At 55.2% G+C, this 13,319-nt stretch carries 8 protein-coding genes and 2 pseudogenes; 8 read left to right on the top strand and 2 right to left on the bottom strand.

Translation table 11 applies throughout. The annotated features are described in order from the left end of the window. Positions 1-224: 224 nt before the first annotated feature. A pseudogene (locus J5289_RS26725) lies at positions 225-1,267 on the bottom strand (IS110 family transposase). 251 nt (positions 1,268-1,518) lie between these two features. Between J5289_RS26725 and J5289_RS26720 the strand changes: the two are divergent. Together J5289_RS26720 and J5289_RS26715 are read left to right on the top strand one after the other, a co-directional pair. Beyond that, entirely contained in the window at positions 1,519-2,544 is a 1,026-nt protein-coding gene (locus tag J5289_RS26720) for an IS110 family transposase (RefSeq protein WP_209208089.1), read from the top strand. Between the two features lie 2,319 nt (positions 2,545-4,863). After that, positions 4,864-5,943, top strand: a complete 1,080-nt coding sequence (locus J5289_RS26715; protein ID WP_111223089.1) for an IS630 family transposase — start codon at positions 4,864-4,866, stop codon at positions 5,941-5,943. On the opposite strand, the gene J5289_RS26710 is transcribed toward J5289_RS26715, so the two are convergent. Next, complete coding sequence (locus J5289_RS26710) at positions 5,940-7,088, bottom strand: NAD/NADP-dependent octopine/nopaline dehydrogenase family protein (RefSeq protein WP_209207798.1); 1,149 nt, start codon at positions 7,086-7,088, stop codon at positions 5,940-5,942. The genes J5289_RS26715 and J5289_RS26710 overlap by 4 nt on opposite strands. Before the next feature lie 143 nt (positions 7,089-7,231). Between J5289_RS26710 and J5289_RS26705 the strand changes: the two genes are divergently transcribed. The 6 genes and pseudogenes from J5289_RS26705 (at position 7,232) to J5289_RS26680 (ending at position 13,263) form a co-directional block, all read left to right on the top strand. Beyond that, entirely contained in the window at positions 7,232-7,684 is a 453-nt protein-coding gene (locus J5289_RS26705; protein ID WP_142832485.1) for a transposase, read from the top strand. Continuing rightward, entirely contained in the window at positions 7,681-8,034 is a 354-nt protein-coding gene (gene tnpB, locus J5289_RS26700; RefSeq protein ID WP_209207799.1) for an IS66 family insertion sequence element accessory protein TnpB, read from the top strand. Before J5289_RS26705 ends, tnpB begins: the two co-directional genes overlap by 4 nt. A gap of 61 nt (positions 8,035-8,095) precedes the next feature. Next, positions 8,096-9,774, top strand: a pseudogene (locus J5289_RS26695) (IS66 family transposase). Positions 9,775-9,862: 88 nt separating this feature from the next. Further along, the gene (locus J5289_RS26690) at positions 9,863-10,726 is read left to right on the top strand and encodes a site-specific integrase (protein WP_111220930.1); all 864 of its coding nucleotides are present in this window, start codon (positions 9,863-9,865) and stop codon (positions 10,724-10,726) included. A gap of 4 nt (positions 10,727-10,730) precedes the next feature. Then, positions 10,731-11,918 carry an IS91 family transposase gene (locus J5289_RS26685; protein WP_219276612.1) on the top strand — a complete coding sequence of 396 codons (1,188 nt, stop codon included), beginning with the start codon at positions 10,731-10,733 and terminating at the stop codon, positions 11,916-11,918. A gap of 387 nt (positions 11,919-12,305) precedes the next feature. Next, positions 12,306-13,263, top strand: a protein-coding gene (locus J5289_RS26680) for an IS630 family transposase (RefSeq protein WP_209207353.1) whose coding sequence is annotated in 2 segments (ribosomal slippage) — positions 12,306-12,647 and positions 12,649-13,263 — 957 coding nt in all. Because the reading frame shifts where the segments join, the coding sequence is not laid out codon by codon here. Positions 13,264-13,319 lie beyond the last annotated feature (56 nt).

Below are 13,319 nucleotides of genomic sequence, written 5' to 3'. Positions count from 1 at the left end.
CAAGTCCCTCAGTACCAAAATCTCGTCACCAGGATCATGCTTCTGTCCGTGGTCAACACGAAGGTCGCCACACCATGCCATAAGATCAGAACCGGCAGGTCAATCTAGGCGGCGTGATTGCCAAAACATCACAGCACTACTTACGACCTTGCCAGGCTCTCGTCCCGGTGACGGGACCTTGATGGAGACGAAACCTTACAATGGCTTCGTCTCGACGCCGCTATCTATGCCGCAGAGGTTTCCTTGCCCCAACGGAATTCGCTTTCGTCCATCCACATGCGATGAAGGATCGTCGCAAGCTTGCGGGCCAGCGCAACTTTTGCCCGTTTCATGCCACGCCGCTTTGCCACGTCGACTGCCCACCGCTTCAGCGCCGAGAACCTGGTGGCGCGGGTCAGCATGATGTGGGCCGCCTCGTAAAGGGCAGTGCGCACCATAGTGTCACCGACCCGGCTGATGCCACCGTCCAGGTCCGTTTCGCCGGATTGGTATTTCTTCGGCGTCAATCCGAAGTACGCGCCAACAGTTTGGGATTTTGCAAACCGACCAGGGTCATCGACAGCGGAGCGATAGGTAATCGCAACGAGCGCACCAACGCCCGGCATGGTCATCAGTCTTTGGCAGACCCGATCCTGGCGAACGATCTTCAGCATCTCGCAATGCATTTTGGTAAACTCGGTCCAAAGCGCATGACGGGCCTGCAACATAGTACCTATCACGGTCTTCAATACCGGATGTCCCTCGACCAGCTCCAATATTCGTGCTTCAAATCGGCCGAGGCTTACCTCGCCAACCTTTAAACCATAGCCCCGCAGAAATGCCCCCAACGCTCAGTTCCACATCACGCAATTTGGCTTGCAGCAGTTTGCGACCGGTCAAAAGCGCTCGGACATCTTGGCAGCCGGGAGACTTTGAATGAACCGCACGATACCAGCCCATGCGCAATAATTGTGCGATGCCACGTGCATCTTTGTGCATCCTTCCGGTCCGTCTTAATGATCATCGCCGACAGGGCGGCCTTCACGTGACGGGTCTCCAGTAGAACAACACCAAAGCCAGCCTTCGTCAGGCCTTCATACAGCCATTGAGACAATGGGCCTGCTTCCAGGCCGATCCGCTTCAACTCAAGCCCCAGCGAAACAAAGTATTCGATGAGCACATCCGGATCGCCCGCCACCTTCGTCTCGCGGATGATCTTGCCTGCAGAATCCACCAAACACACACTGCTTGCTTCCAAAGAAACATCAATTCCGGCATAGTAATCCATGGCTGTTCCTCGCTTGATGTTTGGGCCGACCCGTTCGGACCACGTTCAACATCGTCATTCTGAGGGACAGCCACCAATCTGGCTACAATCTCGGAAGTGCCGGCCCATTACATGGGGTAATCGCGGGAGCCCGTCACCCCAAGACCAGATTGGTAACGGGTATTGAATAGCAAGGTGGTTGTTCCCCGATAAGATGGCAATACGGGCTCGCGACTGGACGCCGGGCCAAAAACATCAATTGGAGAACAACCATGAACGAATATATAGGCCTCGACGTATCAATGAAAGAGACAGCGATTTCTGTTCGGCGTGATGGCAAGAGGATTTGGCGCGGCAAATGCCCATCCGATCCGAAGCTCCTCGCTGAGGTGATCCGCGAGCACGCCCCGAACGCCAGGCGCGTCGTATTTGAGACGGGGCCGTTATCGGTGTGGTTCTATCATGGTCTGAGTTCTGAAGGGCTTCCGGCAATCTGTATCGACGCCCGCCATGCCAAGGCCGCGCTCGACATGGCCCCGAACAAGACGGACGCCAACGACGCCGACGGCCTGGCACATCTGGCCGAGGTCGGCTTCTACCGCGAGGTGAGGGTGAAGGGCTATGACAGCATGCTGATCCGCACGCTCGTGACGGCAAGGACGAGACTGATCAGGATCGCGACCGAGCTATCCAATCAAATTCGTGGGCTGATGAAGACCTTTGGACTGGTAGTGCCCAAAGGCGGCGGCTTGGTATTTGAAACGAATGTACGCAATCTGTTGGGCAGCAATGCTGGCTTGGAACGGATCATCCTGCCCCTGCTCGAGGCTTGGCACAATATTCGGAGCCGTGCTGCGCAACTCGATCGTCAGCTCATCGCAGCGATCAGGCAAAGCGATGCATGTCGGGTATTGATGTCGATCCCCGGGATTGGTACGGTTACGTCCGCCTCCTTTGTTGCGACAATTGAGGATCCGAAAAACTTTCGAACCTCCCGATCTGTGGGGGCATGGCTGGGACTAACGACAAGGCGCTATCAATCCGGCGAAGTTGACTACGGCGGCCATATCTCTCGGCGCGGAGACAGTCATCTGCGTGGCCTCCTTTATGAGGCCGCCACGGTGATCCTGACCCGAGCTCATGCCGACAGTTCACTTCGTGCCTGGGGGATGAAGCTCAGAGAGAAGGTCGGCTTCAAACGAGCAGCAGTTGCTGTGGCGCGCAAGCTATCCGTGATAATGCACAGAATGCTGATAACTGGCGAAATCTTTGATCGGTCCGCCGGCATGACTGCCTGAGCTCCCCCGGAGCATAGTTGGGAGACTAGAGTAGATAGCCAGACGTTCTGAATTGCGTCCGCCTTATCGGATGCGTTGAAACGTCCCTGCCGGGACGTAGGTCGGGTCATTCCGCTGATGCCGTTGCAGGTGAACGTAAACCACGTACACACTGCGTCCATTACACTGGAAGATTTTTCCCGCGAAAACCCATCATGCGGCGATCGAGTATCGACCGCGCAGACAACCGTGCTCTCGGCAAACGTCATCAACAACGCAAAATGAAACAGCGGGTCCGCCAATCCATGGTTTGGTACTCGTCCCGGTCGAACGATGCTCGGCCGGCTGTTGTTGAACATGTCAAAAAGAGCTTGAAAAATGCCGGGCGATTAGACAACGGCATTTAGCATGTGTTCAAGGGGATATCGTAACAGCGGCGTTGGCAGGATATATTGGGATGTAAACCATGCACGTTTACAATACGTCACCACGGAACGGGGCGGTGACGGAAACCTATAGAAATAATCCGTTTTCGTTGCTTGCAGATGCATTTTGCATGATCAGGTAAGTCGGTGCGGTGTCTACTGAAGCTAAGGTTCGACGTAAGTGGCACCTCTGGGCAATAAGTCGTAAAGATGAGGGGGCAATTTATCCTTGACATATTCATAATTTCACGTGAAGATCAAACATGATTTGTTGGAATCTGTCAAAGTAAACGGCGAAGTAATGAATGGGTTTAAAACTCGCCTAAAGTCGTGGTAAAGCGATGATGTGATAGGTAGGTAGCAAATAGACCCGTCAAACGTCTCAAGCTGACACCGAGAAAAGACTATGTGAAGAAAATACATGGGCGAAATTGGTGCAAACTAATCGAACCGCTGTACTTTATACAATTTTTTGTGGAGCATAACCTCGATCGGAATGGCCAACGTACTATTTATAGATACGGTGGAGTTTACCATTTGCGCTAACTGCACTGTCTGCGAAATGCACGACTTCCGAAATATTCCCGTACAGTACCACGACCTTGAGGCAGCTGCTAATGCGTTCAAAGCCGAGCGTGGAACCGAACCTTGTGTAGGTCCCGAACTCATACTCACAGCTCGCGCGCACGTCTTTGTTTACGGAGGTCAATCCCTTCTTGAAGAACTTCTCGCCAGGACAATTATTCTTCCAAATGGCGTGACCAGGTGGTTCTGCTCTTATAGTCCCTCACAGGTGGTTTCATCTGGCCTTGCCGCCGACAATGGGTGGACGCATTATGTAGCTTTGTTTCCTAGCAACAAATTTATGCTTGCTCAGGGCACAATGGATGGATGGCTTCACAGGACTGATGCACGTTACACCTTATATCCGGTGATTGCGGTCGGGACGCTCCTGTAAGGAGAGATGGCTCAAATTACATGAATCCGGATTTCACATCCTAATTCAGTATTCTGTTTTTTGAGATGGAAAAACTTCTATATTGCTTAAGAGCGCTATATATAGCAATATATGATATGTATCAATAACCTTTTTGATGAATGGATTATATCCATCTATTATATATAAAATATTTTGTATTTAAATAGCGCGTCGGTAGAGGATAATTGAATTTATGTGGCACGATTTTTATACAATTGAGTTTTGAGTGAAATTGCTCCCCGCGTAAAATTTTGGGTCACAAGGCCCAGCGGACGCCCGCTTCTCTTTATATATTCCGCAAAGCCTCCGTACCGAGCGCTAAGATCGTGTCCCGTAGCGTAGTGTAGTTTTTTACATCCACGGCATATCCCGGTCTTGGCCGGAGGGAATATCGGTCCCGGTAGGGACGATGGTTGCCCATCGCCCCCCGGCCAGATCCGTACGTGCGGCATTGTTTCCAGCGTCATATAGCGGAACCGCTGGACGGCCCATTTGATGGCATGGACCGCTCCCTCTCCCTCAGCAAAGATGGCGGCTGCAATATAGAGTATAGGTGGCGCTACGATTCAAATTAAAGTTGGCCTGAAACCAGTATTGATAGAATACTGATTATGAATGAAACCACATAGAAAAATCGAAAGATTCACGCAAATCAACAGATTACGTGTTGTGAATAAAAAAATAAAAAAATTGAACAAGCAATAGAAAAACAATATTGTATTAAACATATTAAAGTCGAAAAAGGAAATAGATAAATAGAAAACACACAGAGGCAGATACTTTACACAAGCGCTTTGCACATTATTTAGACGTTTTATTCCGATATCATCGAATTTATTTGATAGTAGCGCCAAGGGTCAGCGACTAGTGGTTACCGCCTGACATAAGAGTCCCGTATGGGATTCCATTTGCTGGGTTGGCATGCGAGTCTGGCGCATGCGCACAGGAATATCGTTCACCGTTTCGCCAACAGATCACCAACGCCTAATGGCCTTGACCAGGGATCGCAATGCGCCCCAAAAGCACGTCTGGCGGGCCGAGATCATCCTGCTGAGTGCCGATGGCGTCGGGACTGTCGAGATTATGCGCCAGACCGGCAAATCGAAGACCTGCGTATGGCGCTGGCAAGAGCGCTTCGCCACAGAAGGCGTCGAGGGTCTCCTGCGCGACAAGACGCGGCCGTCGCGTATTGTGCGGCTCGGACCCGATGTCGCCGAGCGTGTGGTGGCCCTGACGCTGGCTGATCCGCCGGGCGAGACGACGCACTGGACGGCCGACATGATGGCGACGGCCGCCGGCATCAGCGCCAGCGCAGTCAGGCGTATCTGGAAAGCGCATGGCCTCGCACCTCATCGGTGGCGGCAGTTCAAATTGTCCAACGACCCGAAATTCGTCGACAAGCTGCGAGACGTTGTCGGCCTCTATGTTGATCCGCCAGCCCACGCCGTCGTGTTGTCGGTCGATGAGAAAAGCCAAATCCAGGCGCTCGACCGCACCCAGCCGGGCCTGCCGATGAAGAAGGGTCGGCTCGGCACCATGACCCACGACTACAAGCGGCACGGCACAACCACGCTGTTTGCCGCCCTCAACGTGCTCGACGGCACCGTCATCGGCCGCAACATGCAGCGTCATCGTCATCAGGAGTTCATCCGCTTCCTCAACGCCATTAACGCCCAGGTGCCGGACGACAAGGCCGTCCACGTCATCCTCGACAACTATGCTGCCCACAAGCATCCCAAGGTGAGAGCCTGGCTCGACCGTCACGAGCGTTTCACCTTCCACTTCACTCCGACTTCAAGCTCATGGCTCAACGCGGTGGAGGGTTTCTTCGCCAGGCTGTCGAAGCGGCGTCTGAAACGCGGCGTTTTCCATTCCGTCGTCGATCTCCAGGCCGCCATCAACCGTTTCCTCGTTGAGCACAACAAAAAGCCAAAGCCCTTCACTTGGACCGCCGATCCCGACAAAATCATCGCCGCCGTTAAACGCGGGCACCAAGCGTTAGATTCCATCCACTAGTCGCTGCGCGCTCCAAAGATTGACAGTTTTGTTACATCGAAGGGAAGGTCTCCTAGTGAGGACAGGGTACCAGGAGCGTCTCCCCTTGCCGCTTTTATCAGGGACATGATGCTGTTTGTGACGGGAATTTTTATGCGGCACGATTTAGCGATTGCGCAAACCATTTGCATAGTGCGAATCTCCTCTGAGAAATAACGATGCCTCAAGGTGTCTGGACAAGCAAAGTTGACGTTGTAAGGGAATGGTGCCAAGCTAAACTCCCTCATGTTGACATAGTCAGTATTTGACTGGGTATTGCACTCTGCTAAAACAGTGTCCAGTGTGAGCCCCAAGGCCTTCGCCACTTCAAGACGCTCCTTGTCTACAGCATCTATCACATTACAAACGTACGTATTGGTGCCTTGGCCGTAGAAATAAAAGAGATGACCCCCGCCCACACGAGTTTCTAGCTCCATGCGCCAACTCTCGGCACGCTGAGTAAGAGAGCCTTCTGGATCGCGAAGCCTGCCAATGTTGAGCGTTGCGGAAACTGCATGAATGACATAGTTGGAGAAAAAAAGCGAGTGAAGCGGCGAAATGGCAGTTATCGTGGTGCCAAAGCACTTCTGTAGAGTTGCACTAGTTGAATTTGGAAGTGCAAAGTTGCCATTTGCATCGTACTTCACTGGGTAAGAGGAGACACCAAACGAAGGCAGGATCGCTTTGATGTGAACTTCGTTGCCTTGCCCGCCAGTCAGCTTTGCTGTTACGGGAGAGTCGTCAGTTTCCAGAATTCGTGTGGACATCAAGCGAGATGCGTAGTTAACAGTGAAGCCATGCCCGCAGATGACGAGCAAGCTTTTTTTCAGTACGAACCTTTCAAGATCCCTAACGAATCCCTCGTGCACATCAGCACGGGTCGCAAGGATCAGAAATTTCGCTGAAGCAAGCAGGTCGGACAATTCCTCGTATACCGTGACCTCATACTTTCCTTCGATGAGGCCGCTGGCTACGATTCCACCATTCTGGCGGATCGAAGGCAGTGAACCGGTATGATTCGCAGGTGCCCACATCAATGTCGGAATTTTCCGGCTCGACAACCAGGCCGCCAATGCTGTTCCGGCGTGACCGGCTCCAAGAACACCAACAGTAAGTTCAGATGCCATTAATCAATTGATAAGACTAAGATGGAAGGCTTATTTGATTGGAGTGGATAAAAAGTAAGCGCCGTCTCCGCCCCATTGGATTGGGTGTATTTTGAGGCTTGCTGCATATGCGAGAAGGTTTCCAGTTGTATCTGGAGATTTTCATGGCAGATGATGGATTTGTTGGTCGCTACGAAGTTGTCGAGCCGCGCCGCGGAAACCGGCGTTGGCCGGATGATGTGAAGGCGCGGATCGTGGCGGAAAGCTTTGAGCCTGGTGTTCGCGTTGTGGATGTCGCGCGCCGTCACGGCGTTATAGCAAACCAGCTTTCCGATTGGCGACGTCAGGTGCGCGACGGCATTCTGGTGCTGCCGTTTGCGGCGGCAACGACGCCGTCGGAGCACGATGGTATCGAGCCGGCATTCGTGCCTCTGGCAATCGCTGCGGATGCGCCTGAGCCTGTCAATCGGTTGCCGCTGCCGAAGCTGGCCTCCGACGGGCCGAAGGTGCAGGTTTTGACGTTGGAGATTGGCTCAGACGTTGTGATGCGGGTTCCGAACGATGTGCCCGTTGAACGGGTCGCCGCTCTGGTTCGCGCTGTGCGAGGAGCGCCATGATTGTCGCGGGCCAACGACTGCCGATCCTGATCGCAACGCGTCCGGTGGACTTCCGCTGTGGGCATCAGGCGCTGGCTCTGATGGTGCAGACCGAGTTGAAGCTCGATCCACATTCCGGGATTACGGTCATCTTCCGGTCGAAGCGCGGAGATCGTCTGAAGATCCTGGTGTGGGATGGCAGCGGAATGGTGTTAATATATAAAATTCTGGAACAAGGCAGCTTTGCTTGGCCCAAGGTTCAGGATGGAACGATGCGTCTTTCCAGGGGTCAGTATGAGGCCATGTTCGAAGGTCTGGACTGGCGACGGGTGATGGCGCAACGGGTGAGTGCGCCGTCTGCAGCGGGGTAAATTCTGGCGGCTCTCGCATTGTTTTATTTGGATTTTTGATGCCATTTTGCTATAAAGCGGCATGTCGCAATCCTTTGATCTCAGCTTGTATCCGGACCTTCCACCAGAGGTCGCCAAAGCCTTCGCGGAGATGCAGTTCGAGCTGTCGGTCGAGCGTGCAGCACGTCAGCACGAGCAGGCAGTTGTGGCCGAAAAGGATGTGTTCATCGCCGAGTTGAAGGAGCTGATCGAGACACTCGAGGGTCAGGTTCATGAATATCGGCGCGCGAAGTTCGGGCCGAAATCGGAAAAGCTTGATCCGGGGCAGATGGAACTGGCACTGGAAGACCTTGAAACGGCGATTGCCGAAACACAGGCGCGGATCGCCGCCGTCGAGAAGAAGATCGAAGCCAGCGCAATCAATCCTGGAGAGGTTGGCGATCCGGACAAGGCCGTTTCTCGCAAGGAGCGTAAGGCCCGTGCACTGCCTGAACACCTGCCTCGGGTCGAGCGCGTGATTGAGCCCGAGAGCATTGTTTGCCCCTGCGGTTGCGGCAACATGGTGCGGATCGGCGAGGATCGGACGGAACGGCTCGACCGGGTCCCGGCACGCTACGAGGTGATCGTCACGATCCGCCCGAAATACGCATGTCCCAAGGGGCGAACTGGCGTTGTCCAGGCCAAAGCGCCTGCACATTTGCTGGAAGGGAGCTGGCCGACCGAAGCCCTTCTGGCGGAGATTGCCGTCTCCAAGCATTCCGAACATATGCCGCTCAACCGGCAGGCCGAGGTCATGGCACGACACGGGGTGCCGATAGACCGCACGGTCCTGGCCGATTGGATGGGGCGCACGGGCAGCGAAATCCGGCCGGTGGTCGACCATATGGCTAAACAGCTCCTGTGGGACAGCACGCGGCTCTATGTCGATGAGACGACCGCCCCGGTTCTTGATCCGGGGCGAGGCAAGACGAAGACGGGTTATCTCTGGGCCGTGCTGCGTGACGACCGCGGCTGGAATGGCTCTGCGCCATCAGGCGTGGTGTTCCATTATCGGCCTGGGCGTAAAGGCGAATATGCCGCTGAAATCCTCGACGGGTTCAACGGCACGATCCAGGTCGATGCCTACGGTGGTTACTCTCACCTTGCCACGTCGGAGCGTGTGGGCGGCGATCCCTTGAAACTGGCTTTCTGTTGGGCACACGGGCGCAGAAAGCTGATCAAGGCCACGCCGAGGAGCGGATCACCCATCGTTGATGAGGCGCTCATTCGCATCGCCGCGCTCTACAAGATCGAAGACAGTATTCGAGGCAATGAGCCCGAACATCGTCGGGCAGTCCGACAGGAGTTGTCGCTCCCGCTGGTGGACAAGTTCTTCACATGGATCGCGGCTCAGGCTGCACGTGTCTCACGCAAGTCAGATCTTGGAAAAGCCTTGGCATACATGCTGACGCGGCAAGACGGCTTCAGATTGTTCTTAGACGACGGCCATGTCGATATTGACTCCAACCTGGTGGAAAACGCGATCCGTCGCCCGGCCATGAACCGCCGCAATGCGCTCTTCGCCGGCCACGATGAAGGGGGCCGAAATTGGGCCCGGTTTGCCAGCTTGATCGGCACATGTAAAATGAATGGAATTGAGCCTTACGCCTATCTGTGCGACCTCTTCAACCGCCTCGCAAAAACGGCCACCTCGCCAAAGACATCGATGCCCTAGAGCGTCGGGCGGTTTCTGTGAATCTGACGATTGAACTAAGCCGCTGATCGCGGCGATTTGCGGCGGGCTTTGACGAGAGCGCCCTGACTGAGAGGATGGTTGTGTTGCAACCCACCCTTCAGACAGGAGGCCCCGATGGCTGAGATAAGCCCTCTTCGCCGCCGGATGATTGAGGACATGACGATCCGCAATTTGTCCCCGGCGACCCAAAGATCCTACATCAGTGCAGTCCGGAAGTTCAGCCGCTATTTCTCCCGATCACCTGATCGGCTTAATCTCGACGACATTCGCACGTTCCAGGTTCACCTTGTCTCGACGGGGATATCGTGGGCATCGTTAAATCAGATCGTGTGTGCTCTCCGATTTTTCTATGGCATTACCTTGGCCCAAGACGATGTCCCTGAGCGGATTCCATACGCGCGCAAACCCCGCAAGATCCCCGTTGTTCTGTCGGCGGACGAGGTGGCCCAATTTCTTGAGGCCGTCTCCAGTCTCAAGGCGCGTGTAGCGCTGACCACAGCTTATGCCGCTGGCCTCAGGGTCGGCGAGGTCTGTGGTCTGAAGATCGAGGATATCGACAGTTCCCGGATGGTGATCCATGTTCGTCATGGCAAAGGCGCCAAAGCCCGATACGTCATGCTGTCAAACGAGCTGCTGGGCATTTTACGCAGTTATTGGCGTCTATCGCGACCCACCGGGTTCCTTTTTCCAGGGCGCGATGCCGACAGGCCGATCGAACCGACCGTTTTGAACGCCGCCTGTCGTTCAGCGGTTGCCGCTACTGGCCTTTCAAAGCGGGTCACCGTCCATACGTTGCGGCATTCCTTTGCAACGCACCTTCTGGAGAATGGCACCGATATCCGGATCATCCAGGTCTTGCTTGGCCATGCCTATCTATCCAGCACTGCGCATTATGCACAGGTGTCCACCGACACCATCAGGTCGACCGCCAGTCCCCTTGACCGTTTGCGATTGGAGGTGACCCCGCCGGAAGCGTAGCAGGTTGCGTCCCGCCTTCGAAGTCGCCGACATCTTTCGGTGGCATGGTGGCCCTTACAGACGCGAGAACGCCGGTCATCTTGGCCGCGGCGAACGACGTGTCATGGGAGCGATAGAAGCCTGCCGGACACCCAGGCTTGGCGGTCACGTCAATGCCTGCGATAAGTGCGGCAAAACCCGCATCTCCTATAACTCCTGCCGCAATCGTCATTGCCCAAAGTGTCAGGGAGCTGCTCGCAAGGAATGGGTCGATGCTCGCATCGCCGATCTCTTGCCGGTCCCCTATTTCCATGTGGTCTTTACGATGCCACGTGGTGTCGCTGAGATCGCCTTCCAGAACAAGGCGGTCGTCTATGCATTATTGATGCGGATCTCGGCCGAGACCCTGCAGACCATCGCAGCTAACCCCAAGTGGCTGGGCGCAGAGATCGGTGTAACCGCTGTGCTCCACACCTGGGGCCAGGCCATGACCCACCATCCCCATGTCCATTGTGTCGTACCGGGCGGAGGCCTCTCACCAGACAGAACAAGGTGGATCAATTGCCGATCGGGCTTCTTTCTACCCGTGCGCGTGCTGTCACGTCTGTTTCGCCGACGCTTCCTGACAGCTCTCGCTGAAGCCTTTGCCAAAAACGAACTCCAATTCTTCAACGAACTCGCTCATCTCAACGATAGCAAGACATTCGCCCGCCATCTTGCCCGCGCTCGCAGCATCGAATGGGTGGTCTACTCAAAGCCCCCATTCGGCGGTCCAGATCAGGTACTTGCCTATCTTGGCCGCTACACCCATCGTGTTGCCATCGCAAACAGCCGCATCGTCCATGTCGATGACGACCATGTCGCCTTCAGATGGAAGGATTATCGTGGAGACGGTCGCGACCGTGAGAAGATTATGTGGCTTCATCCCCACGAGTTCATCCGGCGCTTTCTCCTTCATGTGCTTCCGGATGGCTTCCACCGCATGCGCCACTTTGGCTTCCTCGCCAATTGTCATCGGCGCGATCGTATCGCTCTCTGCAGAAGCCTCCTCGGCCAACCATCACCGACAGGCGAGCGATCCCATTCGACAAAATCTCAGCAGGCCCATTCCTTCGAATGCCCCGATTGTCAGCGCCCCATGCGTCGAACTGGCGTCACCGTTGCCCCTGTACCACCGCCTCGGCCATCATCCTTCTGGTGCGATACTTCATGATGTCAGACAACCGCAACCATCACAGCATATTCCCACTCGTCCAGCGCTGTGCCGGCGATCGATATCGCTCGACCCCCGCAAGATCGAACCGCTTCAGATCCCGGTACATTTGGCCCACAGGTTGCAAGGTCTCCGGCAAAACGCTCCCGAATGTCCATTCTCAGGATCAGCGACACCCTTGGAGCAATCGGGACGGCATGGTTCCGGCTCCGCCGACATAGGGCCGCTTCTCAATTCCCCATAGCAGCGTCCAACAACCCGCGTCTTAGTTCAATCCGGCTTACATGAGGCCGCCCGAACCCGCCGCGCTGTCCCATGCGACCTCAAATAACCCTCCAGATTCCCTTGGCTTCGATTTTATGATTCAACATGGCAGGAGGACTTGCCATGTCTCGCGCCTATTCTTCGGACCTTCGCCAGCGGATTGTTGATGCGATCACGCAAGGCGAAACGCGTCGGGGAGCCGCTGCTGCTTTCAAAGTCTCGCCCGCCACGGCTGTTCGGCTTAAGCAGCGGGCGGATCGAACGGGCTCGGTCGAGCCGTCCCGGCGCGGTCGGCCCAGCGGCGGCGGCAAATTGGGCCCTTTCCAGGATGCCATTATCGCCAAGGTAGAGGCGCAACCGGATATAACCATGCCCGATCTGGCGATTTGGCTGGAAGAGCATCATGGTGTGAAAGCTGATCCTTCGAACCTGTCAAAGCTTCTTTGCCGGGTGGGCTTCACCTTTAAAAAAAACACTGCTGGCATCGGAACGCGAACGCGCCGACGTGCGCCGGGAGCGCGATGAGTGGCGCAAACGTCGCCAACCCGCTATGCAGCAGAGCCCCGGACGTCTCGTCTTCGTAGATGAGACTTCGGTCAAGACCAACATGACACCACTGCGTGGCCGGAGCATCAAGGGCAAGCGCCTGCAGGCGGATGCGCCTTTCGGCAAATGGCACACCCAAACCTTTATCGCCGGTCTGCGCTGCGATGCCATCACGGCACCCTTTGTCGTCGATGGGGCCATGGATGGAGACAAGTTCGACACCTACGTGCGAACTCAACTCGCACCGACGCTTGAACCAGGCGACGTGGTGATCTGGGATAACCTCAACGTCCACAAAAGCCCCCGAGCAGCGGCGGCCATCGCCGAAAGGAAGGCATGGATACTCTTCCTGCCGCGATATTCGCCAGACAACAATCCGATTGAAATGGCCTTTTCGAAGCTCAAGGCACTCTTGCGGAAAATGAAAGCAAGGACTTACGACGATCTCTGGAAAGCCGTCGGAAAAGTCTGCGACCTATTCACACCGCAAGAGTGCTGGAACTATTTCCGCCAGGCCGGATGCGTTGCACATTAATCGCCCGACGCTCTAATGCCTTGGGCCTATGCCGCCCGCATAAAGTCCTCACAATG

The organism is Rhizobium sp. B230/85 (assembly GCF_019355735.1).
GTDB lineage: Bacteria > Pseudomonadota > Alphaproteobacteria > Rhizobiales > Rhizobiaceae > Rhizobium > Rhizobium rhododendri.
This window is presented reverse-complemented; position numbering and strand designations above follow the sequence as displayed.

What these genes read in the sequence shown, in the direction of transcription:
- J5289_RS26720 (WP_209208089.1), top strand. Translation starts at nt 1,519, where the DNA reads ATGAACGAATATATAGGCCTCGACGTATCAATGAAAGAGACAGCGATT.
- J5289_RS26715 (WP_111223089.1), top strand. Translation starts at nt 4,864, where the DNA reads ATGCGCACAGGAATATCGTTCACCGTTTCGCCAACAGATCACCAACGC.
- J5289_RS26710 (WP_209207798.1), bottom strand. Translation starts at nt 7,088, where the DNA reads ATGGCATCTGAACTTACTGTTGGTGTTCTTGGAGCCGGTCACGCCGGA.
- J5289_RS26705 (WP_142832485.1), top strand. Translation starts at nt 7,232, where the DNA reads ATGGCAGATGATGGATTTGTTGGTCGCTACGAAGTTGTCGAGCCGCGC.
- tnpB (WP_209207799.1), top strand. Translation starts at nt 7,681, where the DNA reads ATGATTGTCGCGGGCCAACGACTGCCGATCCTGATCGCAACGCGTCCG.
- J5289_RS26690 (WP_111220930.1), top strand. Translation starts at nt 9,863, where the DNA reads ATGGCTGAGATAAGCCCTCTTCGCCGCCGGATGATTGAGGACATGACG.